Here is a 25524-nt window from a genome sequence, read left to right as displayed (position 1 = left end):
ATTCCGTGAACCTGTTGAGGGCAAGAGACCCCCACAGTCGCGCCGACCTCGGGGAGGGGCACGTGCTCACCACCGCACACCACGCGGACGTCGTCATAGTGGGGGCCGGGGTCGCCGGTCTCTCCGCCGCCCATCAGCTGACCAGCGCCGGAGTAACCGTGCGCGTCCTGGAGGCAGCCCCTCGCGTCGGCGGGAGGATGGCCACCGAGGAGGTCGACGGCTTCCGGCTCGACCGCATCGGCCAGGTCCTCAGCACCGCGTATCCGGAACTGCTCCGCACGCCGGGCCTCGAAGGGCTCGCACTGCGCACCTTCTCGCCCGGCGTCCTCGTGCACAGCGAGGGCCGTCACTACCGCGCGGGGGAGGCCGGGAGCGCGCGGGGCGCGCTGAGCGCCGCGCGCGCCCTGGCAGGCGCTCCGCGGCCGGGCGCCTCCCGCCCGCCGTTCGGGGGCGCGCTCGACCAGGCCCGGCTCGCCTCGGCCCTCGGGCGGTTGGCGGCCACACCGGTGCAGCGGCTGATGGCCCGCCCCGAACGGCCCGCCGCCGAAGCCCTGTCCGGGCGCGGACTGCCGCCTCGTACGGTCGACGGTTTCCTGCGCCCGCTGCTCTCGGCGCTGCTCAGTGACCCGGAGCTCAGCACCTCCAGCCGGTGCGCCGATCTGGCGCTGCGCGGCTTCGCGCGCGGCAGGCTGTGCGTGCCCGCGGGCGGCGCCTCCGCGCTGCCCGAGCTGCTGGCGGCCACGCTGCCGCCGGGAACGGTGCGTACCGGAGTACGGGTGACCGCCACTTCCACCACCTCGGTCGCCACCGAGGAACACGGCGAATTCGGCTGCCGTTCCCTGCTGCTGGCCACCGGCGCACGGGCTGCGGCCGGCCTGCTGCCCGGACTGCGGGTGCCGCCCTTCCACCAGGTGACCGTCCTGCACCACGCCGCGCCCGCCTCCCCGCTCACGGACCCCGCCCTGCTGCTCGACGCCGACCGCGGCGGCCCGGTCTCGCACACCGCCGTACTCAGCGAGGTCGACCCGTCGCGCGCGCCGCGCGGCCGGTCGCTGATCTCCTCCACCGTCCTCGGCACGCCCCCGCCGGGCGCCGACTGCGCGGTACGCGGCCACCTGGCCAGGCTCTACGGCGTACCCACCGACGACTGGCAACTCCTCGCGGTCCACCACGACCGGGAGGCGGTCCCGGCCATGCCGGCGCCGCACGACCTGCGCCGTCCCGTACGGCTCCTGTCGGGTCTGTACGTGTGCGGCGACCACCGGGGGACGAGCACGGTGCAGGGCGCTCTCCACTCGGGCCGCCGGGCCGCGCACGAGATCCTCCTGGACTTCGGCATCCAGCCCGGTTACGCGACCGAAGCGACACGCGAGGCCGCGTAACCCTGCGGGGCTCTCCCCACCCCGCCCCTTCCCGAAACTGGGGCTCCGCCCCAGACCCCGCTCCTCAAACGCCGGAGGGGCTGGACGTACGCGGCGGGGCTGGATGCGCCCGGCGGGGGCGGGGGCTGCCCGCGAGGGCAGAGGCCCGCGAGCCGGGGTCGTCGGCTGAGCGCGGCTCTGTGAGCCGTGCTCAGCTGCAATCCAGCCCGTCCGGCGTTTGAGGACACGCCCGTAGGGCCTCCGGGGGCCTGGGGGCTTGCCCCCAGTTTCGGGAAGGGGCGGGGTGGGGAAAGGCGCCGCAGGCACCCGCACCCGCACCCGCACCCGCACCCGCGTCCGCACCCCCGCACCCGCCAGGGCCCGGCTCAGCCCAGCGCCGCCACCCGGTCCCGGTAATTGCGGACCGCAGCCGCATCGCGATACGGCTCGAGCCGCTTCTCGAAGTCCCGTACATACTCCAGCGCCCGAGCCGACCGCATCTCCGTAGCCTGCTGCGCCGACTCCGCCCCCAGCGCGCACGCCTGGTCCAGCTCCCCCAGCCCCAGCCGCGCGGTCGCCAGCACCACCCGGCAGAACAGCCGGCTGCGCGCATAGCCGGGCGCCCGCAGCTGCAGCGACCGCTCCGCGTGCTGCGCCGCCGCCCGGTACTGCTGAAGGTCCCGGTGGCAGTGCCCGAACTCGTCCGCCAGCTGCGCCTCGTCGAAGAAGCGCGCCCAGTGCGGCAGTTCGTCCCCCGGCCGCGCCGACTCCATCGCCCGCTCGGCCCGTACGAGCGAGGCCGTGCACGCCCGGACCTCTCCCAGCACCCCGTGCCCGCGCGCCTCGACCGAGTGCAGCAGCGCCTGCACGACGGCCGGCGCCGTGCCCCCCACGCCCTGCTGCGCGACCCGCGCCAGTTGCACCGCCTCCCGGCCGTGCCCGAGATGGACGGCCTGCCGGCTCATGGTGGCCAGCACGTACGAGCCGTACGGCCGGTCGGCCGCGGCCTGTGCCAGCCGCAGCGCCTGGACGAAGTACCGCTGGGCGAGGCCGTGCGCGGCGATGTCGTACGACGTCCAGCCCGCCAGCCGGGTCAGGTCGGCGGCGGCCGCGAAGAGCCGCCGGCCCGTCGCCTCCCCGTACGTACCCCGCAGCATCGGCTCCGTCTCGTGCTCCAGATAGCGCACCAGAGCCTGCCGGGCGTGCCCGCCGCCGTAGGCGTCGTCCAGGGACCGGAACAGCTCGCCGACCGAGCGCAGCGCCGCGATGTCCCCGGACGAGACGCGCTGTCCGGGGCCGCGGTCGGTCTGCCGCTGGCGGGGCACGGTGGAAGGCCGGCCCTGGGCGGGCACCCGCACCCCGGACCCGGCTCCCGACCCGGCTCCGGCAGCAGCACCGGCACCAGCACCAGCACCAGCACCAGCACTCACACCCTGCAGCGGCGGGTCACCGCGGGCGACCCGGTCGTCGGCCCGCCCGATCAGCCAGTCCCGGCTCGGGACGACGAGCCCGGCCGGGGTGAAGGCGATCTTGCGCAGTTCGGCGTGGCTGCCGGCGTCCTTGCGCCACAGCCCGCTGACGATGTCCACGGCCTCTTCCGGGGTGGCCGCGTATTCCAGCCCCGCGTAGACGGGCGCGCAGGCGTCGAGCCCCAGGTCCTGGGCGGTCAGCCGCCGTCCGAGGCGACGGGTGAAGACCTCGGCGATCAGCGCCGGCGTGGTGCCGCGCGGCTGCTGTCCGCGCAGCCAGCGGGTCACCGAGGTCTTGTCGTACCGCAGATCCAGTCCGTGCTCCAGGCCGAGCTGGTCCACCCGTCGGGCAAGGCCGGCGTTGGAGAATCCCGCTTCGGCGATGAGCGCGGCGAGCTGGCGGTTGGGCTTGCGCTGCGGGGGTCGTTCCGTCATCAGCTGTGCGGTCTCCTGCCTTCTGGGCGCCCGGGCAGCAGCCCTCATGGAACGGCGCGAATTTAGCGACACCTGGCGCCCGCTCCGGCACCTTCGAGCCGCATTCATCCGATCGTGTGAGGATTTATGGGGACGCTGACGAAAAACGACCTGCCCGGGGACCTCCATCGCCGCGGCCGTACAGTGGCTGAGGCGCGCGAAACGCGCAGGGTGGTGGTTCTAGGGAGGCGTTGCCGTGAGTGAGCTGCGGTTTGTCCGACTGGGGTTCGGCGAGGAAGCGGTCGAGTACCAGGTTGCCTGGCAGAAGCAGCGCGAGGTGCACGCGGCACGGTTCGCCGACGAGGTCCCGGACACCTGCCTGCTCCTCGAGCACCCGCCCGTCTACACGGCCGGACGGCGTACGCAGGACAGCGAGCGCCCACTGGACGGCACGCCCGTGGTGGACGTGGACCGCGGCGGCAAGATCACCTGGCACGGCCCCGGCCAGCTCGTCGGCTACCCGATCATGAAGCTGCCGCGCCCGGTCGACGTGGTGGCGCACGTACGCCGCCTCGAGGACGCCCTGATCCGTACCTGCGCCGACTTCGGCGTGGAGACGAGCCGGGTCGAGGGCCGCAGCGGCGTCTGGGTACTGGGCGATCCCGTGGAGCAGCGCCCGTCGGTTCCGGTCGGCGGCCTCTCCCTGGACTTCGATCCGCGGCTGCGGGACGAGGAGTTCGACCCGCGGATGAACGGCCCCGAGTACGCCCCGTCCAACGCCGGCCAGCGCCGCGAGGACCGCAAGCTCGCCGCCATCGGCATCCGCGTCGCCAAGGGCGTCACGATGCACGGCTTCGCGCTGAACGTGAACCCGGACAACACCTGGTTCGACCGGATCGTGCCGTGCGGCATCCGCGACGCGGGCGTCGCCTCGCTCGCGGGCGAGCTGGGCCGTGACGTGACCATCGACGAGGTACTGCCGGTCGTCGAGAAGCATTTGCGGGACGTACTGGAGAACGCGGATCCGGCCCCTCGCCCCGTCGAGAAGGCCACCGTCTAGCCCCGGGGAATGCGGACCGCTGGCCATGGGTTGGCGAGACGTAATCCCCATACAAATATCGGGCGTACCCTGGTGGGCGCCGAAGAATCGAAGTCGTAGGGAGCCGGACGTGTCCGCAGTCGCACCCGACGGACGCAAGATGCTGCGCCTGGAGGTCCGGAACAGCCAGACCCCCATCGAGCGCAAGCCCGAGTGGATCAAGACCCGGGCGAAGATGGGCCCCGAGTACACCAAGATGCAGGCGCTCGTGAAGAGCGAAGGGCTGCACACGGTGTGCCAGGAGGCCGGCTGTCCGAACATCTACGAATGCTGGGAGGACCGCGAGGCCACCTTCCTCATCGGCGGTGACCAGTGCACCCGGCGCTGCGACTTCTGCCAGATCGACACCGGCAAGCCCGCCGCGCTCGACCTGGACGAGCCGCGTCGTGTGGGTGAGTCCGTCGTCACGATGGACCTGAACTACGCCACCATCACGGGCGTCGCGCGCGACGACCTGGAGGACGGCGGCGCCTGGCTGTACGCCGAGACCGTGCGCCAGATCCACGCGATGACCTCGGAGCGTGAGGCCGGCCGTACGAAGGTCGAGCTCCTCATCCCCGACTTCAACGCCGTCCCCGAGCAGCTGGCCGAGGTCTTCTCGTCCCGCCCGGAGGTCCTGGCCCACAACGTCGAGACGGTGCCGCGCATCTTCAAGCGCATCCGCCCCGGTTTCCGCTACGAGCGTTCCCTCGAAGTGATCACGCGCGCCCGTGAGGCCGGTCTGGTCACCAAGTCGAACCTCATCCTGGGCATGGGCGAGGAGCGCGAAGAGGTCAGCCAGGCGCTCCAGGACCTGTACGACGCGGGTTGCGAGCTCATCACGATCACGCAGTACCTGCGCCCCTCGCCGCGCCACCACCCCGTCGAGCGCTGGGTGAAGCCGCACGAGTTCGTGGAGCTGAAGGAGGAGGCCGAGGAGATCGGCTACTCCGGTGTGATGTCCGGGCCGCTGGTCCGTTCGTCGTACCGCGCGGGCCGGCTGTTCGGCCAGGCGATGGAGCGGCGCGAGGAGCTGGCGGCCGCACCGAATGTGTGAATCCCAGCACAAGTGATTACCGGCCAGTAATGGCCTGGACGACGCGGCCCGTACCGTCCCCGCAGGTGAGGGGGACCGTACGGGCCGCGTCGCTGTTTCGGCCGTACGCGTGAAGGGTTCATGGGTGTTTGACCGCTCGGTCATGCGCTGGTAACACCAATCAGTGACCCTGGGTTTACACACAGCAGCACTCCGGCAGCATCCGTCCGTTCCCGAGTCATCACTCCAAGGGGGGACCCACACCATGCAGGCCCCGACACCCGTCCGCGCTACCGCCATCCCGTCCGTCACCGACGCGCTGCGCGCCGTCGAGTCCATCCTCATGCGCGGCGGACAGCGCACCGCACGCCGCAACGCCTGGACATCGGTGCTTGAAGACCGGCGCAGGGCCAAGGACAGGGTCGAGGCTCAGCACGTACTGGAGGCCGTGGCCGGACGGGCCTCCCGGGCAACGTAAACTTCACAGCATGGCGAGGAAGGAACGCGCAGACAACGCGGACACTGCGAACCCGGGGCGACTCAAGCAGATTGCCCTGACCTACAAGATGACCCGGCGGGCCGACTCGAAGATCGGTCTCGTTCTCGCGGGTGTGGGCATCGTCACCTTCGGTGTCTTCCTCGCGATCGGCTTCTTGATCGATCACCCGGTCTACCTGGGCATTCTGGGCTTCCTGCTGGCCTTCCTCGCGATGGCGATCGTCTTCGGACGCCGCGCCGAGCGAGCGGCCTTCGGGCAGATGGAGGGACAGCCGGGTGCTGCTGCCTCCGTACTGCAGAACGTGGGGCGCGGCTGGTCGACGACTCCGGCAGTGGCGATGAACCGCAACCAGGACGTCGTACACCGCGCGGTCGGCAAGGCCGGCATCGTTCTGGTGGCCGAGGGCAACCCGAACCGGCTCAAGACCTTGCTGGCGTCCGAAAAGAAGAAGATGGCGCGGATCGTGGTGGACGTACCGGTCCACGACATCATCATCGGCAACGACGAGGGTCAGGTGCCGCTGAAGAAGCTGCGCACGACGATGCTCAAGCTGCCGCGCGTCCTCTCGGGCCCCCAGGTGACGACGGCCAATGACCGGCTGCGCGCGATGGGTGATCTGATGTCGAACATGCCCCTCCCGAAGGGGCCGATGCCCAAGGGCGGGCGGATGCCGCGCGGCAAGATGCGCTGACCTCTCCCCTCCCGTACGACAAGGGACATATGACATACGCCGAAGGGCGGCCCGGAACCATTCGGTTCCGGGCCGCCCTTCTTTTCTTGCCCTCTTCTGTCCTCTTCGGTCAGATCCTGACCTGGACGGCGCGTGCGAGGCGGTCGTGCAGGCCGCGGCCGTCGCGGTCCCAGACCAGCGCCGGGATCGCGAGGCACAGCAGGACGCTGCGGACGAACACGCGGAAGAAGCCGAGACGGCCGCCGTTCTCCGCGATGACGCGCAGGCCGAAGAGGCGCTTGCCGGGGGTGGAGCCGACCGTCCCGACGGTGAGCACACTCAGTACGAGCAGAACGCCCAGCGCCCAGTTGCCCGACGCCTGCCAGTTACCACCCGTGAGCAGCCCGTATGCGATGAGCATGCACAGAGCCCAGTCGGTGAAGAGGGCGCCGAAGCGCCGGCCGAGCGGGGCGATGGCGCCCGGCCCCTGCTCGGGCAGTCCGAGCCGCTCACCCCGGTACCCGGTGTCGGCACCCATCTCCTTGGCGGCTTCGCCCGGCCCGGAGAGCCACGATCCGATTGCTTGCCTGTTGTCCACCCGTACAAGGTACTGCGACCTCTTTCGTACCCTGGAGGTCGGGCCCCTTCCGAGCCCGCGTCGGAGCCGGTCCGGTTAACTTGTGCGAAACAAATGGGTCATGCTTGAGAAATCCGGGCTACCTATGGTCGGGTCCAGCGTGTGCCACCGCACTGGCCGCACGGAGAGCTGCAACCCCATCCCTACCGGGTGGGAGTAGGAGGAGTTGGATGTTCCAGAACGCCGACGACGCGAAGAAGTTCATCGCCGACGAAGACGTCAAGTTCGTCGACGTCCGGTTCTGCGACCTGCCCGGGGTGATGCAGCACTTCACGATTCCGGCCGCGGCGTTCGACCCGAACGAGGAGCTGGCCTTCGACGGATCCTCGATCCGCGGCTTCCAGGCGATCCACGAGTCCGACATGGCGCTCCGCGCGGACCTGTCGACCGCCCGCGTTGACCCGTTCCGCAAGGACAAGACGGTCAACATCAACTTCTTCATCCACGACCCGATCACGGGCGAGCAGTACAGCCGTGACCCGCGGAACGTGGCGAAGAAGGCCGAGGCGTACCTGACGTCCACCGGCATCGCCGACACGGCGTACTTCGGCCCCGAGGCCGAGTTCTACGTGTTCGACAACGTGCGCTTCCAGACCTCCGCGAACGAGTCCTTCTACCACATCGACTCCGAGGCCGGTGCCTGGAACACCGGTGCGGTCGAGAACAACCGTGGCTACAAGGTCCGCTACAAGGGTGGCTACTTCCCCACCCCGCCGGTCGACCACTTCGCCGACCTGCGTGCCGAGATCTCCCTGGAGCTGGACAAGAACGGCCTCCAGGTCGAGCGTCAGCACCACGAGGTCGGCACGGCCGGCCAGGCCGAGATCAACTACAAGTTCAACACGCTGCTCGCCGCGGCCGACGACCTGATGCTCTTCAAGTACGTCGTGAAGAACGTCGCCTGGCGCAACGGCAAGACCGCGACCTTCATGCCGAAGCCGATCTTCGGTGACAACGGCTCGGGCATGCACGTCCACCAGTCGCTGTGGTCCGGCGGCAACCCGCTCTTCTACGACGAGCAGGGCTACGCGGGCCTCTCGGACATCGCCCGGTACTACATCGGCGGCATCCTCAAGCACGCCCCGTCGCTCCTGGCCTTCACCAACCCGACGGTGAACTCGTACCACCGCCTGGTCCCCGGCTTCGAGGCCCCGGTCAACATGGTCTACTCGCAGCGCAACCGCTCGGCGGCCATGCGTATCCCGATCACGGGCTCGAACCCGAAGGCCAAGCGCGTCGAGTTCCGCGCGCCGGACCCGTCCTCGAACCCGTACCTCGCGTTCTCGGCGCTCCTGATGGCGGGCCTGGACGGCGTGAAGAACAAGATCGAGCCGGCGGAGCCGATCGACAAGGACCTGTACGAGCTGGCTCCCGAGGAGCACGCGAACGTCCAGCAGGTCCCGACCTCGCTCCCGGCCGTCCTCGACGCCCTGGAGGCGGACCACGACTACCTGCTGGCCGGCGGTGTCTTCACCCCCGACCTGATCGAGACGTGGATCGACTACAAGCGCGTGAACGAGATCGCCCCGATCCAGCTCCGCCCGCACCCGCACGAGTTCGAGCTGTACTTCGACATCTAAGAGGCGGGGCCGGGTGACCTGGGGCTAAGGTCCGGAAACATGCTGTGAGCTGGGGAAACACTGCTCGGTGGTTCCCACTGTTCCCGGCCAATTTCCAGGGCCTTGTGCACCGGGTGTGCACCGGACCACCCAAAACCTGACTTCCCGTCAGCGCAGCAGTGAGGCCGCCGCTCCGTCTGGAGTGGCGGCCTCACTGGTTGACAGCGTGGTGAAAACAAAGAGGTCGTCCGCCCCGCCTTCGTGGTCTCCTAGTACTGCGAGCGGGTTGGTGACCTGCCGCGATGGTTGCCGGTCACCGTTCGGTCTGTGCAGCGCTGGCGCGTCGAAGTCCCGGGTTGGCCACCTTCACGCGGCTGATTGCTGTGAGGGAGGCAGAGGTCCGTCCGGTCACGGTCCATCCGACAGTGCGACGTTCGGATCCGCTTACGGAACGCCGCGAGCCTGGTCGAACACGCTGCGGAAGGCGCACACCTCGGTTGCCAACTGCCGCAAGATCGCGGTCACTGCTTCGTAAGCGTCGTTTGCGGACGTTTCGCGCTGACCGCGCCAGTGCTCGGTGCATGTGTTGCCGTCGGGGTGCCACTGCTCCGTGGTCACGACAGCGTGAAAGCGCAGGCGCTGGTTATCCAGCACTTGGATGGCGGCGGCGACGACGAGCGTATGTGTGTACAGCGGCAAGTTCTCCACCACGCACATGAAGCCTTGCTGGTAGTGGATCACCTCACCGGCAACGCCTGCGCTGCGCATCCGCTTTTCCGGGGGGATCGCCATGCTGTGGCGATGACTGTTCGCCTGGGTGCCGGGCCAGCGCCTCAGATCGGCAGTGAGCATCTCAATGCCCCGGGCCAGCGCGGTCACGTGCTCTTCCGCCAGCAAGGTGGCGGCCGCCTTTTGGGCAACGGCTTTGGCTTCGGCTTCGCGCAATGCTTGCAGGCGCCCAGGCAAGGGCCCCTCCCTCTTCGGAGCGGGCCATGTACGGTGGGTCACCTGCCGTGGTCGGCCCACGAATCCTTCGAAGGGGAAGCAGTTCAGCCTGCGGTTATGGAACCGCACGTGCTCCACGGTGACGCCAGGGTAGGGCTCAAGCGCCTTCAGCAGATCCGGCACGCTGTCCTCCGGGAACGCGCTGCCCAACACAATCCCGGTAAGCGCGTCCCGAATGTCGACGTAGTCGAAGTCGATGGACTCGTTCAGCAGGATCAGCCGGTACTCGCTCTCACTGTCCCAGTCGATGTGCTTGCGGAAGAACAACTGGTCCTTATTGGCTTCCGCATAGGCGATCGCCACTGCGTCCACGCCGAACTCCTCCACCTGCCCCAGATCGATCCCTGTGGCAGGACTGTCCTGGCCGCGCAGGTAGAGGACGGGGCCATGGAAAGCCAGTACAGAGGGCCGTGCATGCTTCAGGAACGAGGCGATGAGCCGGTCACGGTCAAACTTTAGGCACACCCCAGTGTGCGCGGCTCCGTAATGGGCCCACAATGACAGATGGGCCCAGCCGCGCAGCGCGTCGCGATGGAATACCTCACTCGGAAGTGCGATGTCCTGTGTCAGACACCCGACTTTGGTGTGCAGGCGAAGGTGCCAGTCGATCTCGTCCCACAGGTCGAAACCGGCGTCAAGACCTTCTTGATCGTGATGCGCGCTCAGCGTCGGGTAGTGCGGTTGAGACTCCCACAGATCGTTGGTCGACTTGTAGGGCGACAGCCGCAGGGTGCCCGAGGCCAGAATGCCGGTGACCGCCGCTTCGGTGTTCGTGTAGTGAAAGAGGTGAGGCGTGACGGTTCGGGGCGCAGCGAACACTTCGTACTCGCTGTAACTCTCAAACAGCGCTGCCGGATGATCGCCCGCACGGCCAGACGGCTGCCCATTCACAGTCATTCGGCACTCCTTCCCGGGGCCTACTGGTACCACAGACACCGTAACGCAATTTCGTCATAATGACGAGAAGTGGTTTCTGTTGCAGCCCAGGGTGAAGCTGGGTTTCCGCGCACTCCTGATATGCGATCTATACGGTCCCTCGGGCAGAAGCTTCCGTGGGCGCGTTCGATCACTGCGGCTAGATCAGGGCCAGTCGGCGTGTTTCATGCTGAGCTCTGGTCGGCTGGGGCCGGGGCAAATAGTTCGGCTGCGTGCGGGACGGCCCGGCAGAGTGGAGCCCTTGGCGGACACGGAAGCTGCTATCCAATCCAATACCGCATCCGCTAACTCGCCACATCATCGCAAGATCAATTTTCAGGCACTACCCCGTCGTAAATCCAGGAACGACCGGTCTGGCGGTACTCCTCCACGGGGATCGGTTCGACGCCGGGTCGCATGCGCGCGGTGTAAAGCAGGCCGTCGAGGTGGTCGATCTCGTGGTGGATGAGGCGGGCGAGGCCACGTTCGTAGATGGTAGTGACGGTCTCGCCGGTGAGGGCCGTGGTCTCAACTGTGACCCTCAGCGGGCGGGGTACGAGGCCGCGGACGTCGAAGAAGCTGAGGCAGCCCTCGTATTGCTCGTCCGTCTCGTCGGAACGGGCGGTGATCATCGGGTTGAGCAGGATGATGGCGGGGGCATCGCCGGGCGGCTGGACGACGGCGGCGGCGCGACCGATGCCGATCTGCGGGGCCGCGATGCCCATGCCCTTGGCGAAGGGGTGGACCTGGCCGATCCGTTCCATGGCGGCGAAGAGCTCGTCTGTGATGCGTTCGGCCTCGTCGCGTTCGGCGGGCAGGTCGAAGGCGCGGGCCGGTTCGGCGAGGATGCCAGCGCCGTGCTGGACGACGCCGAGGTCTCGCATCTGCTGGCTGGGCCGCACGTCAATCACCTGAACTCCCCTTGATCTGTGTCGCGTTCGGTCCGTGCCCGAAACCGCCGCTCCAGACGGTACCGAGCGTGCAGGGCGGGTGTAGTCGTGATCCACGTGAATTGCCGTAGTTCACCGTCGTCGCTGCGGACGGGAGGGGTTCGCAGCGGGGAGGCTTCGGCGGTCATGGAGGTCTCGGTGCCCCACACGACGGGGTCGAGTGTGGCGGGGAAGGCGAGCTGGACCTCGAGTTGTTCGGTGGGCAGGCGGACGGCTCGCTGGAACCAGTTGCCCCATTTGTCGTCGCCGACGGAATAGGCGTACTCGATCCACACGGACTCGCCCGGGTAGAGCGGGAAGCGGCCGTGTTCGTTGTCGAACAGCAGCCAGACTTCCTTGAAGGCGTCGCGGTCGTGCTTGGCCTGCCACCGCATCGCCTCGCCCCGGCAGGTGGCGGTGAGGTCGAGTTCGTCCCAGGTCAGCGGGTGGGCTCGGTAGTGCGCGTTGGACTGCTCAGGGTCGCCGGGGTAGCGGTCCACGGAGATGCGGATCAGGTAGCGGGTCACCGGCTCGTCGCCGGTGTTCCGCAGTCGTCGGCGCATGGTCAGCCGGTACGAGCTGCCGTCGTACTGGAGCCGCGCCGCGTCGTGTTCCACAACGAGGGCCGATCCGGTCGCATACGGCTGTTCGGGCCTGCGCTGGGCGGGCGGCGCCGCCGCCGGCCGCCGGGTACGGGCCTTCGCCTGCTCGTAGTCGCACCAGCGTCTCCAGATCGCCTTCCCGGCGTTCAGTGACTCGTCGGCGAGACGTGAGAACTCCTCGCTGGGCTTGTGGCGGCCCGACTCCACGTGGCTGACGTAGGACGGGTCGAAGCCCATGGCCAGCGCTAACGCCCTCTTGGACATGCCGCGTACTTCCCGCCAGCGCGCCACCTCGGCCGCGTAGTCCTCGGCCGCCTGCTCGGCGGTGATCTCCTCGCCTTGCGCTTCCATCGAAGCCCCGCGTCATCGTTGGTGAGCATGAATGAACCGTGAGTGATCCAAGTTCATCATCCCGTCACGGCCTGCGTCGCCGTTTTCCTTCCCTTACTGGCCCGGATCGACCCTCCGGGCGGATGAGGGAGGCGAAGCAACATGCGTGTGCTGTACCTGCTGAACATCTCCAACCCCGACCGGCTTTCGGCCGACTCGGGGTGGATTTTCGCGGACCTGCTTGCCCCGGCTCTGGTGGATGCCGGAGCGGAGGTGACGGTCGCGGCCCCGGCTCCGGCCGGGGATGCCCGCTGCGGATTCCACCAGACGAAGGTGCCGGGGACGAAGTACCGGGCCCGCTTCTCCGCGGACATCGACGAGCTGGTGGCCCTGATCCGGGAGGAGAAGCCCGACGTGGTCGTGGCCAACCAGATCGAGGAGGCCCCGGCGATCCGCACAGCCCAACTGGAGGCCGGATCCAACGCCCTACTGGCTGGCTACTGCCACTACCTGCCGTTCTCCTTCACGCGCGGCGGCCAGCTCCAGCTCGACCCGTCCCTGAACGACGCGGGGCTCGGGCGGCCGGTGCTGCTGGCGTTCGCCGCCGGACTGGCCGCCTGTGACCGGGTGCTGGTCCACTCCTCCACGGCTGCGTCCTGGGTGTCGGCGGCAGCCGCCCGGACGACCGTGGACCTCGGCGAGAAGCTGCGGGTGGTGCCCGCCCCACGTGACGAGCGTCTGGTACGCGACCCCGCCACCACACAGCCCGCCTCCGGCGCCGGGGCGATCGGCGTCTACAACCACCGGCTGTACGCGCACTACGGCACCGGGCAGTTCGTGGACCTGGCCCGCGACCTGGTCGCGTCCGGCACCGTCAGGCTGCGGGTCATGGACCTGTTCGGCCAGCGCCGGGCGGAGCGCAAGGGCCTGGACGACAGCCCCGAGAAGATGCGTGACCAGCTCGCCGCCCTGCCGCACGTGCAGGTCGTCTCCGACCGGGGCGACCGCGTCCGCTACAAGGACCTGCTGGCCGGCGCGCGCTTCGGCATCGCCCCGTTCCGGCCCGGCTGCCCCTGGTCGATGAGCGTGATCGACTGCCAGGGCATGGGCCTTCCGGTCATCTCGCCCCGCCTTGGCTGGCTCGCCGAGCACATCGACCCCGAGCTGTGCTTCACCACCCCGGCCGAGGCCGTCGCCTTGGCTGAACGGCTCGCCACGGACGCCGAATTCCATGCCCTGCACGCCAAGCGGGCCCACGCCTCCACCGCCGACTTCACCCCCACCCTGATCGCGGCCCGCTACCTGGAGGCCGTCTCGTGAACAGCTTCGACGCGGTTCTCCTCTCGTACGACGAGCCGATGGCCACCTCTCTGCACTCCCGGCTCCAGCGCACGCTCGGCGGCAAGGTCAAGCGCCTGCACGGCGTACACGGGATGCGCCGGGCCTACCGTCTGTGTGCCGAGGTCGTCGACCACGAGCAGTTCTTCCTCGCCGACGGGGACTTCGCCATCGACGCCAGCTTCGCCCCCGCCACGGTGGAGCCGCTGGACGAGGGCGTGTCGATGCGGGTGTGGCGGGCGGTCAACCCGGTCAACGGTCTGACCTACGGCTACGGCGGGCTGAAACTGGTCCGCCGCAGTGCCCTGCGCGAGATGGGCGAGGCCGTGGACGTGCTCGCTGCCCTGCCCGGACGGATCGAGTTCGCCCAACAGACCGCGGGGATCACGAGGTTCAACCAGAGCCCCTTCCACGCGTGGAAGGCCGGTTTCCGAGAGTGCGCGATGCTCGCACGCGGCAGCGAGTACCGCATGGCCGACGACGACTCCCGCCAGCGGGTGGAGGCATGGACCAAGAGCCGCAACGGCGAGTTCGCCCCGTACGCCGCCGCCGGGGCCCGCGAAGGGGTCGCCTTCGCCAAGAAGTTCGCCCGCGCCCCCGGGCAGTTCGACCACCTCAACGACCCCACGTGGCTGCGGGAGAGGTTCACCGCCGCCCACGGGGACGAGGCGGTGGGCGGGTGACCGGCCCCCTGGTGCTGATCGAGCCGTACGCCGACCGCCTGGGCGGGCACCACCAGCGCACGCTGGTGGCCCTCGCCCAGGCCCGGCCCTACAGCCTGGTGATCGCCCCGCACGGGATCGTCCGCGAGGCGGTGGCGGCCCTGCGCGAGGCCGGGGCCCGGCTGGTGACCGCACCGGCCGGGCACCAGGCGGCCGTGCTGCTGGCCGCCTCCCGCCTTGCGGCCAGGCTCTCCAGGGCTGGGCTACGGGTCTTCCGCTCGCGCCGCTGGCCGCGCTTCCTACGGCGGCTTCCGCACCAGATCACCCTCATCGCCCGGTGCCTTGCGGAGGCGTCGGCCCTGCGGACCGCCCGCCGGCTGGAGCCCGGCGCCGAGGCGGTGGTGATCCTGAGCGCGAGCGAGGCCCTGCACGGTGCCACCGCTCTCCTCGGCGGGCTGCCGCACCTGCGGTTCGTCCACGAACAAGTCACTACCGAGGACGCCACCGTGCGGTTCCTCGGCCGGCTCGCCCGCCGGGGCGAGAGGCAGGCTCTGGCGGTTTGCCCGACCCAGGCCGTAGGCGATCAGTTCACGGCAGCCTTCCCGGACCTGCCCGCGGTGGTGCGGGCCTTCGCTATCGACGACGGCCGCCGCCTCACCGACGCCGAACGCGACGGCGGCCGTACCGCCTTCGACATCCCCACCGGCGAAGCCGCGGTGTGCCTGGTCGGCGGCTGGTGGCCCTACAAAGACGTCGGAGTCATCGACGCCGCCCTGACCCTGCTGAGGGATCCGCTGCACCTGGTGGTCACCGGCATCCCGCTGGACGGAGCTGTGCTCGCCCGGTGGCGTGACCTGCCGAACGTCCGCCTCCACACGGTGCCCGGACCGGTCAGCGAATCGGTGCTGCGGCTGGTCTACGCCGCCGCCGACGCCGCCCTGGTCACCCGCCGCCCCGGCGTCGGCAAGGAGTCCGGGCTCGTAATGGACGCCGCCCGCCTCGGCGTCCCCCTGGTCGTCTCCGACCACGACCCCGGTCTCACCGCCCGCCTGAGCGGCCGGCCCTGGGCCCTGACCTTCACCGCCAGCGCCCCGGACGCCCTCGCCGAGGCCCTGCACAGCGTCATCCGTCAGCCGCCCGAGCGGCCCGGCCCCGAGGCGACCCACCTGTTGGGGATGTGGTCGGCCGCCGGGCAGGCCGACTTCCTCACCCGCACCTTTGCCTCACTGCGTACGAAGGAGTCCCGATGCTGAGCGCCCCTCCCGCGCTGATCGCCGTCGTCGGCCCTGTCGAGCCCCCGCTGCTGGCCGCCTGGGTCCGCCACTACCGGTGGATGGGCGTCGAGCGGTTCCTGATCGCCTTCCACTTCCCCGAGCACGTGCCCGACCAGCAGCGGCACGAACTCCAGGCCGCCAGCCGCGAGCTGGGCATCATCCCCACCGGCACCAGCACCGGTCCGTGGCACGAGCACACCAACACCCAGCTCAGGGAAGCCCTGCGGCACCGGGCCGGCCCGGGCTGGCACCTGCTCGCCGACGCCGACGAGTTCCAGCAGTACCCCGCCCCGCTGAGTGAGGTGATCGCCCAGGCAGAGAAGTCCGGGCACCGCGTGGTGGGCGGCCTGATGCTCGACCGGATCGCCGCGAGCGGGCGCCTGACCGGCTGGAGGCCCGAAGGCGGACTGGATCTCGCCTATCCCCTCGGCGGGCACCTCACCCACCGGCTCCTGCACGGAGACCCCCGCAAGATCGTTCTCGCCCGCCACGATGTCACCGTGGCGGGCGGCAACCACAGGGCCCCCGGACAGCGTCCGGATGCCGACCGTATCTGCGCGGTTCACCACTTCAAGTGGCGCTCGGGCGTCCTGGACGACCTCCGCCGCCGGGTCCAGCACTTCTCGACCGGCACATGGCAGGAACAGACCCCAGCCGTGCGCGACGAGGCCAGCCGCCTCCTGTCCCACGTCAGCCAGCATGGCGGCGTGATCAACACCAGCGATCCGCAGTTCGCCTTCCGCCGGGTGACCCTGGACCGCATGCCGTTCAGCTGGCCCAGCGAGGCCCGCAGCATCGTCACGGCCTGGCGACCGCACGCGCACACCTGCCAGGATTGGAGACAATGACCGCGCCCACGGACAGCTCGTCGCGGAAGGGATGACCACGTGCCCCTCGCCGTTCTCCTGGCCGGCATCACCGGCTCCGGGAAGACCACCGTCGCCCAGACCCTGGCCGACCACGGCTACACGCGGCTGTCCGTGGACGAGGAGGTGCACCGCCTCCACGGCCGATACGGCGTGGACTACCCCGAGCACACCTACTTCGAGCGCGAACGGCCCGTGGTCGAGGCGATCCGGGCACGGTTCGTCAAGGAGCTGGAGGCCGGGAACGACATCGTCCTGGACCACGGGCTATGGCGTCGCGCCGAGCGCGCCGCCTGGCAGCAGGCCGCCCGCGAAGCGGGCGGCCACCCGGTCGTGGTCTACCTCCCTGCCGGCCGGGAAGAGCTGCTGGGACGCCTCGCCGAGCGCAACCAGCGCGAGGACGCCAACGCCCTCACCGTCACCCCCGAAGCCCTCGACGACTTCTTCGCCCGATTCGACCCCCCGGCCAACGATGAAGAAGTCATCGTCTACACCGGAGACCTGGACGCGCTCGTGGCTGCGCTGTCTGCGGTCAGGCACAGGCAGGTCTGAAGTAGACCCACTCACTGCTCGTTATTACCGACCATGGCGTGGTCCGCCACGCGCTTGGCGTTGGCTGCGATCAGCGCTCTTCTCGCCCACTGCCGCGGGCGCAGGCTGAGGTGCGGACACGAAGGACGTGGCGCTCACGGTGCTTCGCCTGCGCGCTGCTTGCACGCGCTTGTTCGGCTGGGCGGTGATGCGCCACACCAGAACCTGTGCCGGTGAGTCCGCGGTGTCGAGTTCACGCTCGGCGGCAGCCTCGCTCAGGAGTTGGCGGGCATTGTGGCCGACGGTCTCGGCGCGGGCGAGCGTGGTGGTGAGGGCGGGCCAGACAGGATCAGCCAGGATCTGGTCGGCGTGGTCGGGGAGTGTTTGGCGCACGGTGGCCTCGAATCGGTCGATGGTCTGCTGGCGTGGGGCTCGGCGGGAGAGGTCTGCCAGGACCGGCTCGTTGCCCTGCTGGTAGCCGGTCCGCAGATGGAGGAGGGCCTGTTCAGCTGCGGCGGCCTGCTGCTGGTGGCCGCGCTGTGCGTGCCAATTGGCGGCGGCGCGGGCCAGGTGGAGGGCGGTGAAGATGAGGGCGATGGCGAGCCCGCCCGGCTCGTTTGTGGCGTAGGCGAGTTCCTTGGCGGCGTCCCGCAGGGAGGTGCCGGCCTGGTGGTCGGCCCGGATCGCCGAGCGGCGGGAACGGTTGAACGCCGTCGCGGCTGCCTGTAGTTCGGCCTGGTGCGGGCCATGTGTGGCACGGGCCAGGTTGTGCAGGGCGTCGCTGAAGGCATCCAGCTGGCCCTGGGCTGCGGCGTCGTCGCCCGAGTCGAGGACGGTGTGGGCTGTGCGCACGGCGCACTCGGCACGGCGCCATGACGTGTGGGGGGCCTCGATGTGCTGCGGGCGGTCGGTTACGTCCTGGGTGGGGAGGCGTTCGCACAGGCGGTTGAAGGACAGGTCGGGGGCGAGTTTGGAGCCGCCGTACCAGACCGGCTCGCCTTGGGCGGTGTCGCCGGGGGCGGCCAGGCTGTAGCCGGTCACCTCGCCTGACTCAGGGCCGATGCGCTGCTTGACCTGGATGCCGAGCGACGTGAGGACGGTGAAGTAGTCGTCAACGCTGCGTACGGCGGCAGCGACGGCGTACGCCTGCTCGCGCAGCCACTCCCGCGCGGTGACGTCCTGGCCCTGGCGCTCGGCCTTGGCGCGCTCGGCGCCGGTCAGTGTGGGCGGTGCGGTGAGGTCGCCGGATTTCAGGCGGCGCAGACCGAACTCGGCCTCGATCTTGCGGCACTCCTGCTGTGCCCGCTGGCCGTCGCGGTGGGTGCGGGGGCGTCGGCCGTCGGCGCGGACGGTAGTGGCGAGGATGTGGATGTGGTCGTCCGCGTGCCGTACGGCGATCCACCGGCACGCCTTCTCGTCGCCCTCGGGCGCGATGCCGGTGGCCGCCACTATGCGGCGGGCGACTTCTGCCCACTCGGCGTCGGTGAGGTATCGGTCGCCGGGTGCGGTGCGTACCGGGCAGTGCCACACGTGCTGCGGCGGTTTGTGGCCGCCCAGCTCGCGGGTGCGCAGATCGACGTGGTGGTCCAGGCGCCTGGCGAGCTGGCTGTAGGTGGCTTCGTGGTCGCGGCCGGGGTCGGGGGCACCGGCCATGTCCCAGGCGGCGACGATGTGCGGGTCGGTGTGCTCGTCCCGCCGCCCTGGGCCGAAGAGGTAGTTGATCAGGCCGAGGGTGCTGGAGCCGGTGGAGACGTCAGGCACCATGGCCGGCCCCCTCCGCCAGGAGCTGGTCGATCAGCCGGTAACTACTCTCGGCCGTCCGCTCGACGCGAGCGAGCACGGCCTCCGCCTGCTCGGGAACGGTTCCTCGGTGGATGGCTCCGGTTATCTGGTTGAGGTTGCTGCCGATGCGGTTCAGCGCGACGGTGTGAGCCTCGACGGCCTCGATCAGCGGGCGGATGGGATCGTCCTCCGGACTGCCGACCATGCCTGCCTTGCCGAGGGCAACAGCGAGCGCGGCGTCGCCGACGAACCCGGCGAACTTCTGACCGCGCCGCTCGGCCTCCTTGGCGATGATGCGAACCGCGGTCGGGGTGAAGCGGATGGTCCTTTCCTGGTCGCGCTTCTCGGTGGTGCGCTTACGGTTCATCAGAGCGGGCAGCGCCGGGGCGTCGGGCTTGCGCCACGAAGGCCGCTCATCGGAAGGCGTCGTATCGGCAGGCTGCTCAACGGGCGGTCGGGCATCTGCAGGCTGCTCGGGGCACGGGGCGGCGCAGTCGGCGACGGGTGCGGTGCTGGGCTCGGTCGTCCCCTCCCCAGGCTCGGGCGCCCGCTGGCGCCCGGCCTCTTCCTCCGCCACCCCTGGGGCGGGGGCAAGCGCGGACGAAGCCTCGTTAGAGGCTCGTTCGCTCCAGCTTGCTGCTGTTCGGCGGGCCAGCCTGAACAGTTCCCTGCGGTGGCGGGAGGGGGCGTCGTCCGTGCTGTTGTCGTGCATGGTGGTGCTCCGGTGGCATGTGGGCAGGGCTTCGTCACGTCCGTCGCAGCCGTCCCGTGGCTGGTCAGGACAGGTACGGACTCGGCCGCAGGTACGGATACCTCCGTCCCGGCGAGGAAGTCCGTCCCCGCGCTGACCTGCGCGGGGACGGATGCGACGGACTGAGACGGACCCAGGGGGTGGGTCAGCGGGCGGGCTTGGGGCCTACGGTGCCGCCGGGCGGGCCGACGGGCAGCGGCCCGGTCGGAGGGGCGGGCGGCTTGCCCTGGGCTGGGCGTACGGGCGTGAACTCGTGCCCGGCTGCGGGGGCCGGCTGGGCGGGGTCGGGGCAATAGCGGGCCCAGGCGTCGAGGAACTGATTGCGGGCGTACGCCTTGGCCTGACGGCCCTGCTCGAAGCGATAGTTCGCCGGGCGGATGCCGAAGTCCCGCAGCAGCGCCGACAGGTGGAAGGCGGTCAGCCCCTTGGTGCCGTAGTCCGGCCACGGAGATTCAGCATCTGCCAGGAGAGCGGCCAGCAGATCCTGCGAGCGCAGGGCCTCCTTGTTGCCCTCCTGTTCGAAGATGCGGCGGATATCACGCAGTAGCCGCGTCTTCAGGGTCGTCTGCTCGTCCTGGACGGCCTCGTGCCGAGTCATCGCCAAGCAGGCGGCGCGGGCGCTGGTGGGCCAGTGGCCGCCGGCCAGGTCGGCAACGATGACCAGCGGCTCCCAGGTGTCCGCAGCCCGGTCCTCAACCGGCATCTTCGGCACCAGACCGGCAGCCGTGCCACGCAGCGGCGTCAGCCACGCGGCCAGCCGGTCGCGCACCGCGTGCAGTTCAGGCACGGAGTACCGCGAGCGGAACGGGGTGATCCGCTCGCCCGGCTTGCGCTTCTGCATGCGCAGCACGACCGCCCGGTCCATGATCGTGTCGGGCAGGTCGCCGATCCCGGCCAGCGCGGCCATGGCGAAGGTGGGAAACGCCGTCGGCTTGTGCTCCGGCCCGGAGATCCGCCAGGCGGGCCGGTTGCGCTGATGCCCGGCGTTCAGCAGGCCCCGCAGGTCCTCCTTCTCGCCCGCCTTGGGGCCGAAGATGGTGTCGGCCTCGTCCACCAGCAGCGTCGGCGGGTTCTTGCCGATGACGCGGAAGACCACCGCCGGCGAGGTATTCACCGTCATCATCGGCTGGTGCACGGTCTCGTGGAGCACATCCAGGACACGGGACTTGCCGCACCCCTTCGTCGGCCCCACCACCGCCAGACGCGGCGCGTGCTGCAGGGCGGGCTGGATGTGGGAGGCCGCCACCCACAGCGTCACCGCCGTCAGCGCCTCCTCGCTCGGCAACACCACGTACCGACCGATCGCCGCCTGGAGCTCATCCAGCAGTTCGGCCCCGTCACCGGTCACTCGACGCCTGTGCCCCCACGGTCCCCGGTCCCCGAACCGTCGTCCGGGACCACGGTCCCGCTCTGTACCTGCTCGGTCCCCACGGGACCGTCGGCCCCCGCAGCCCGTTGGGGACCACGGCCCCCTGCCGCACGGTCCCCTGGTGCAGTGCCCGCGTCCTGGTGACCGGTCCCCACGCTGGGGACCACGGGACTGGGACCAGCCTCATGGTCCGCCCTCGGGGAGGGCACTGGTCCGCCGGGACCGGCATGGTCCGCAGCCTGTGGTCCGGTCCGCACGCCGCTGGCCTGCATCTCCTCCTCGTCAGCGGATATCTGCTCCGTGGCCCGTGCCTGGTCGTGGGACCAGGCCGCGCCCTGCGGAGGCAACGGAGCAACACCGTGGTGCGGTTGGCCCCCGGTCCCCGCACGATGGGACCGGTCCCCGGCATCCGGCCCCAGGGGACCGTCCCCGCTGTGGGGACCATCGCCGGTCCCCTGGCGAGGGGACCATGACTCGGCTCGGTCCCCGTTGCGCGGGACCGTCCCCTGCCCGGGGGCCGCCACGGGCGGCCAGACGACCTTGGGCATGGCCTCCGCGTTGACGGATGCACTCGAAGTACGTGAGGACGTAGAGTCCTCCATAGACGTTCCTCTCTGGTGAGAGGCAGGACGGGCTAGGTCCCGCCCCTCACCGGCTCGTTCGTTCAGGGATGGACGATGCGTAGGGGAATCTCCGGCCCCCGGCGTTGGCGCGCCGAGGGCCGCTCTGTTTCCCCGTGAGTCATGCCGTGAGGTCGTACGAGGTCTGCTGGTCGAGCCAGGTGTCGACCTCGCGCCAGCGGTAGCGCAGGTGTCGGCCGACCTTGTGGACCTTCGGGCCGATACCCCGGTACTTCCACTGGTAGAGGGTCTTCACCGGCACCCCGAGGTAGGCGGCGATCTCAGCCGGCGTGGCGAGCGGGCCGCGCGTGGCGGCCGTGGCGGAGCGAGGGAATCCGTTGGGCAAGGACACTCCATATCGGTTGCAGGCGACGGGCATGGGCAAGAAAGCCACACGCTTCGGGCTCTGTCCACATGCATCTCTGGGCATTCTGCGGCAGCCCCGAATTACGGGGCGACCGAAGAGGGCATAACTGTAAGAGCGGATCGCCGGTTGACCAAAAAGTTCGCCCTCGCGTCCGGTTCTCCCGCGAAAGTCCGCGTAGGTACTCAGCGATCCGTCGCCAGGTAAGTGGCAGGCCAGGAGCATCTGCGGTGACCGCCAATACCTGGAACCGCCATAGCGGCGCGGGACTTTACCACCCGATTCTCGATACACCGAACCGCCCGTTCCTGCCGAAGCACCCCGCGCCTGCAAGTTCTGTAGAGTTTCAGAACCAACTATTGCCATGGCCGATGATTTCGAGTTACAGCTATCCGTCATGGCTACTTACCCCATCGAAATCGAACCGGCCGGAATCGGCACCGCCCGCAATATCGAGGCGGCCCGTGTGGCGTGCCGCCTCACCCAGCGGCAGCTCGCCGAGCGCTGCACTGCCCTGGGTCGCCCGATGACCAACATCGCCATGAGTCGCACCGAACGCGGTCGTCACCGTTGCAACGTCGACGACCTGGTCGCCATCGCCGCCGCCCTCGGCGTGTCCCCAAGTGCTCTGCTGCCCCAGTGGGCGGCTCACGGTGCCGTCTCACACTCCGCGGCCCAGACCTTCAACCGCATACAGGAGGCCCTTCTTGGCTGAGCCGTACGACCGCTGGCACAAGAAGCGCCCGCAACACGGCGACGAGAAGTGCAAGGCCCACGGCAAGGTGCCGTCCCGTGAACACGGGCGCGGAAAAAGGTGGTTGGCTCGGTGGCGCGACCCCGACGGGCAGCAGCAGAGCGAGAGCTTCGACCGGTACGAGGACGCCCGGCAACACCTCACCAAAATGCAGGGCAGCGTCGACGACGGCACGTACGTCGACCCCAGGAAGGGCGAGGCCCAGCTCAAGGCGGTGGCCAAGCAGTGGCTGGAGAATCAGACCTTCGACAACCCTCGGACCTACGCCCAGTACGAGTCCCGCGTCCGGAACCACATCATCGGGCCGCTGGGCTCACTCAAGCTGCGCCAGATCAAGGCGTCCACCGTGCAGACCTGGATCAAGCGCCGGCTGCAGGTACTCGACGAGACAACCGTCGGGCTGATCTTCACCCACCTGTCATCGATCCTGGCCATGGCCGTGGACGACGACCTGATCGCCAAGAACCCGTGCGAGACGGGGTCGGTGAAGCGCGTGAAGCCGAGGCGGTCGAAGAAGGCGGCGAAGGACGTGCCGCTGTCCTGGGAGCAGACGGACGCCGTGCGCGAGCACCTGCCTGACCGCTACCAAGCCACAGTCGACTGCGGCCGAGGGCTCGGCATGCGGCAGGGCGAGATCTTCGGGTTCAGCCCCGAGGACGTCAACTGGTTGCAGAAGGACAAGGTCGTCCACATACGCCGCCAGATCACCCACGACCGCGGCACCCTCGTCTTCGCGCCGCCGAAGGGTGGTACGGAGGATGACCCCAAGGACCGCTTCGTGCCGGTCGGCGACGAGTTGGCTGTGCGGCTCGCCGAGCACATGCGCAAGCACCCGCCGGTCGAGGTCACCCTGCCGTGGATGACCAAGGACGGCGGGCCGGTCACCGCGCGCCTGGTGTTCACCACTCGGGAACGCAAGCCGCTGAACAAGAACTACTTCAACTACCTCTGGAAGGATGCCCTGGAGGCGATCGGCGAGATAAAAGCCCTCAACGACAAGCCCGTTGGCAAGGGCCGCAATTGGGAAGAGTGCCGCGACAAGATGATGCACGCTCTGCGGCACCTCTTCGCTTCCGAGGCGATCAACGAGGGTGTCGACGTCTACACCCTCGCCGACCTCCTCGGTCACGAGGATCCGGCGTTCACCCTTCGCCGGTACGTCCACCGCGTGACGGGCGCGGTCGAGAAGGCCCGCAAGGCGATCGGTCAGCGTTACCGACTAAGCGGATGACACGAAGTCAACCGCTGATCCTCTCTTCTGGCCGCTTCGTGGCCATCAAGCCTGACCATCACGAGATCAGCACCAGACTTCGTCGGGCCCGCACAGCCAGCGGATGGCGTGTTCCATCGCAGTTCGCAGATCTTCATCGCCCCCGGTCTCAGGGCTCCATGCAGCGAAGAAGAGCGGTGGATCGATTGTGAGCCCCCGTAGCTGAGGGCACTCGCTCAGATTCTGGGCGCCGCAAACGACGGCCACAACGGGGTCGAAGGCGTCTTTGCCCCGGGCGAAGAGTCTGTCCAGACGGCTGGAGGGATGAACCAGAGCAACATCAATGTTGCGTCCCATAGTCAGCCATACCGTCATGTCCACCGGCATGGAGTCGCGACGAACCTCGGTGATTCCGACAACGCTGCTGAATAGCATGTGCAGGCGCGCGCTCAAGAGGTGGCGGTAGAACTCGGCCTTCTCCGGCCAGGAAGCCCACGTGTTTTCGCCTTCAATGTCCCAAGCGATCAGCCTCTGAAGACCGTTGAGCTCGGATGATGGCCGCGCAAGCGGCTGGAGCTCCACAACGGACTGCGGGCTTAGCTCCTGAGTAACAGGCACATGGATCTTCCACCCCTTGCCCGTAGAAAACGCAGTCTGCCTGCTGACGTGCTGCCAGTAGACCTTCTGAGTTTCAGGGTTGTAGAGCATCACAAGAACTGGCAGTGAATGCCCTAGCCAGTACTCCATGTGCGCCGTGTCGCCGACGAACCACCAGCCCTCTTCGGTAGGTGACGCGAAATAGCTCAACCCTGCCTTGATCTGCAAAGCAAGGAGTTGGCCTGTCGCCTTTGAGGTGGCGCCGTCCACAACCTCCAAGTGCGCGTCGATACCCACATCGACAGTCGGCTGCTCCCTGAAGACCCAACCAAGCTCCCGGGTGACGAGGTGGCTGATCCAGGTCACTCCCTCTCGCTCAAGTTGCTGTGACTGCCGAACCTGCACGACCGCAACCGCCCCCTGTCGTAGTAGAGAGTATGAGCACTCCATCCCCCATCGTACGGCGCAGTGGTTCCAGAGCCAGCGACACCGTCGCGTTCGTCCTTGCATCTGCCGGCCTCGTAGCCAACAAAGAGTCACAGGATCAGCAGAGGACTTTGCCGGGTGCGCTTAGCCGCGTGACAGGGGCTCATACACGTCACTCGCCATCAAACAGCTCAGGCCGCCACCCCTGGATGTCCGCGTCGAGTCTTCCTTGGCGTACGTCCTGGAGGGCCGCCGCGTAACCGATCTCGATGGCCCGCGAGAACGCTTCAAGGACCTCCATCGGTGCGTTGAGGTAGCCGCTGCCCGAGTGGAGGTTAGCGGCGGCTTCGGATGCCGCACGAGCGTCCTCGGCGCGCACGGTGGCTATGTGGAGGTCGTTGATGGCCCGCACGAAACCATCGAGCTGCTCCTGTGGTGTGTCGGTCATGAGGGACTAGGCCGTGTTTTAGGAAGCG

The 25524-nt window shown here is 69.1% G+C and carries 24 protein-coding genes; 13 read left to right on the top strand and 11 right to left on the bottom strand.

Annotation, left to right across the window (positions count from 1 at the left end; genetic code table 11):
- Positions 1 to 62: 62 nt before the first annotated feature.
- A complete protein-coding gene (locus J7E91_RS09485) occupies positions 63 to 1382 on the top strand; it encodes an NAD(P)/FAD-dependent oxidoreductase (RefSeq protein WP_308376274.1) in 1320 nt (439 codons plus the stop codon).
- Between the two features lie 365 nt (positions 1383 to 1747).
- Here the strand turns inward: J7E91_RS09485 and J7E91_RS09480 are convergent, their stop codons facing one another.
- Positions 1748 to 3265, bottom strand: a complete 1518-nt coding sequence (locus J7E91_RS09480; protein ID WP_214900825.1) for a regulator — start codon at positions 3263 to 3265, stop codon at positions 1748 to 1750.
- A 235-nt stretch (positions 3266 to 3500) separates the two neighbouring features.
- Between J7E91_RS09480 and lipB the strand changes: the two genes are divergently transcribed.
- The 4 genes from lipB (at position 3501) to J7E91_RS09460 (ending at position 6548) form a co-directional block, all read left to right on the top strand.
- Positions 3501 to 4304 (top strand): lipoyl(octanoyl) transferase LipB, encoded by an 804-nt coding sequence (gene lipB / locus J7E91_RS09475; RefSeq protein WP_214900823.1) that lies wholly within the window; start codon positions 3501 to 3503, stop codon positions 4302 to 4304.
- A gap of 109 nt (positions 4305 to 4413) precedes the next feature.
- The gene (lipA, locus tag J7E91_RS09470) at positions 4414 to 5379 is read left to right on the top strand and encodes a lipoyl synthase (protein ID WP_214900821.1); all 966 of its coding nucleotides are present in this window, start codon (positions 4414 to 4416) and stop codon (positions 5377 to 5379) included.
- A 244-nt stretch (positions 5380 to 5623) separates the two neighbouring features.
- The gene (locus J7E91_RS09465) at positions 5624 to 5836 is read left to right on the top strand and encodes a hypothetical protein (RefSeq protein ID WP_028811348.1); all 213 of its coding nucleotides are present in this window, start codon (positions 5624 to 5626) and stop codon (positions 5834 to 5836) included.
- Positions 5837 to 5846: 10 nt separating this feature from the next.
- Positions 5847 to 6548, top strand: a complete 702-nt coding sequence (locus tag J7E91_RS09460; RefSeq protein ID WP_214900820.1) for a DUF4191 domain-containing protein — start codon at positions 5847 to 5849, stop codon at positions 6546 to 6548.
- Between the two features lie 109 nt (positions 6549 to 6657).
- Here the strand turns inward: J7E91_RS09460 and J7E91_RS09455 are convergent, their stop codons facing one another.
- On the bottom strand, positions 6658 to 7125 hold the full coding sequence (locus tag J7E91_RS09455; RefSeq protein WP_214900818.1) for an RDD family protein: 468 nt from the start codon (positions 7123 to 7125) through the stop codon (positions 6658 to 6660).
- Positions 7126 to 7334: 209 nt separating this feature from the next.
- On the opposite strand from J7E91_RS09455, the gene glnA reads away from it, so the two are divergent.
- Positions 7335 to 8744, top strand: coding sequence for a type I glutamate--ammonia ligase (gene glnA, locus J7E91_RS09450; protein ID WP_214900816.1), 1410 nt, complete (start codon positions 7335 to 7337; stop codon positions 8742 to 8744).
- Positions 8745 to 9167: 423 nt separating this feature from the next.
- On the opposite strand, the gene J7E91_RS09445 is transcribed toward glnA, so the two are convergent.
- From J7E91_RS09445 to J7E91_RS09435, 3 genes are all read right to left on the bottom strand, one after another.
- A complete protein-coding gene (locus J7E91_RS09445) occupies positions 9168 to 10625 on the bottom strand; it encodes a DUF2971 domain-containing protein (protein ID WP_214900814.1) in 1458 nt (485 codons plus the stop codon).
- Positions 10626 to 10972: 347 nt separating this feature from the next.
- Positions 10973 to 11545 (bottom strand): peptide deformylase, encoded by a 573-nt coding sequence (locus J7E91_RS09440; protein WP_308376270.1) that lies wholly within the window; start codon positions 11543 to 11545, stop codon positions 10973 to 10975.
- 5 nt (positions 11546 to 11550) lie between these two features.
- Positions 11551 to 12525, bottom strand: coding sequence for a helix-turn-helix transcriptional regulator (locus tag J7E91_RS09435; RefSeq protein WP_214900809.1), 975 nt, complete (start codon positions 12523 to 12525; stop codon positions 11551 to 11553).
- A gap of 141 nt (positions 12526 to 12666) precedes the next feature.
- Between J7E91_RS09435 and J7E91_RS09430 the strand changes: the two genes are divergently transcribed.
- Genes J7E91_RS09430 through J7E91_RS09410 form a run of 5 tightly spaced genes read left to right on the top strand, consistent with a single transcriptional unit; the run spans position 12667 to position 17196 of the window.
- On the top strand, positions 12667 to 13824 hold the full coding sequence (locus J7E91_RS09430) for a glycosyltransferase (RefSeq protein ID WP_214900807.1): 1158 nt from the start codon (positions 12667 to 12669) through the stop codon (positions 13822 to 13824).
- Positions 13821 to 14525 carry a hypothetical protein gene (locus tag J7E91_RS09425; protein WP_214900805.1) on the top strand — a complete coding sequence of 235 codons (705 nt, stop codon included), beginning with the start codon at positions 13821 to 13823 and terminating at the stop codon, positions 14523 to 14525. Before J7E91_RS09430 ends, J7E91_RS09425 begins: the two co-directional genes overlap by 4 nt.
- Positions 14522 to 15757 (top strand): hypothetical protein, encoded by a 1236-nt coding sequence (locus tag J7E91_RS09420; RefSeq protein ID WP_214900803.1) that lies wholly within the window; start codon positions 14522 to 14524, stop codon positions 15755 to 15757. The genes J7E91_RS09425 and J7E91_RS09420 overlap by 4 nt, the downstream gene beginning before the upstream one ends.
- Positions 15751 to 16626 (top strand): glycosyltransferase family 2 protein, encoded by an 876-nt coding sequence (locus J7E91_RS09415; protein WP_214900801.1) that lies wholly within the window; start codon positions 15751 to 15753, stop codon positions 16624 to 16626. The genes J7E91_RS09420 and J7E91_RS09415 overlap by 7 nt, the downstream gene beginning before the upstream one ends.
- A 39-nt stretch (positions 16627 to 16665) precedes the next feature.
- A complete protein-coding gene (locus tag J7E91_RS09410) occupies positions 16666 to 17196 on the top strand; it encodes an ATP-binding protein (protein ID WP_214900799.1) in 531 nt (176 codons plus the stop codon).
- A gap of 24 nt (positions 17197 to 17220) precedes the next feature.
- On the opposite strand, the gene J7E91_RS09405 is transcribed toward J7E91_RS09410, so the two are convergent.
- The 4 genes from J7E91_RS09405 to J7E91_RS09390 form a co-directional block, all read right to left on the bottom strand.
- On the bottom strand, positions 17221 to 18939 hold the full coding sequence (locus J7E91_RS09405; protein WP_214900797.1) for a relaxase/mobilization nuclease domain-containing protein: 1719 nt from the start codon (positions 18937 to 18939) through the stop codon (positions 17221 to 17223).
- On the bottom strand, positions 18929 to 19534 hold the full coding sequence (locus tag J7E91_RS09400; protein ID WP_214901067.1) for a hypothetical protein: 606 nt from the start codon (positions 19532 to 19534) through the stop codon (positions 18929 to 18931). The genes J7E91_RS09405 and J7E91_RS09400 overlap by 11 nt, the downstream gene beginning before the upstream one ends.
- Positions 19535 to 19853: 319 nt before the next feature.
- The gene (locus J7E91_RS09395) at positions 19854 to 21056 is read right to left on the bottom strand and encodes a DUF3631 domain-containing protein (protein WP_214900795.1); all 1203 of its coding nucleotides are present in this window, start codon (positions 21054 to 21056) and stop codon (positions 19854 to 19856) included.
- Positions 21057 to 21818: 762 nt separating this feature from the next.
- Positions 21819 to 22043, bottom strand: coding sequence for an AlpA family transcriptional regulator (locus J7E91_RS09390; protein ID WP_251015420.1), 225 nt, complete (start codon positions 22041 to 22043; stop codon positions 21819 to 21821).
- Positions 22044 to 22425: 382 nt separating this feature from the next.
- On the opposite strand from J7E91_RS09390, the gene J7E91_RS09385 reads away from it, so the two are divergent.
- A complete protein-coding gene (locus J7E91_RS09385) occupies positions 22426 to 22776 on the top strand; it encodes a helix-turn-helix transcriptional regulator (protein ID WP_308376268.1) in 351 nt (116 codons plus the stop codon).
- Complete coding sequence (locus J7E91_RS09380; protein WP_214900791.1) at positions 22769 to 24046, top strand: site-specific integrase; 1278 nt, start codon at positions 22769 to 22771, stop codon at positions 24044 to 24046. Before J7E91_RS09385 ends, J7E91_RS09380 begins: the two co-directional genes overlap by 8 nt.
- A gap of 66 nt (positions 24047 to 24112) precedes the next feature.
- Here the strand turns inward: J7E91_RS09380 and J7E91_RS09375 are convergent, their stop codons facing one another.
- Positions 24113 to 24988, bottom strand: a complete 876-nt coding sequence (locus J7E91_RS09375; protein ID WP_214900790.1) for a DUF4365 domain-containing protein — start codon at positions 24986 to 24988, stop codon at positions 24113 to 24115.
- Positions 24989 to 25220: 232 nt separating this feature from the next.
- Positions 25221 to 25496 carry a hypothetical protein gene (locus J7E91_RS09370; protein ID WP_214900789.1) on the bottom strand — a complete coding sequence of 92 codons (276 nt, stop codon included), beginning with the start codon at positions 25494 to 25496 and terminating at the stop codon, positions 25221 to 25223.
- Positions 25497 to 25524 lie beyond the last annotated feature (28 nt).

It is taken from the genome of Streptomyces sp. ISL-99, assembly GCF_018614005.1.
Classification (GTDB): Bacteria; Actinomycetota; Actinomycetes; order Streptomycetales; family Streptomycetaceae; genus Streptomyces; species Streptomyces flavidovirens.
This window is presented reverse-complemented; position numbering and strand designations above follow the sequence as displayed.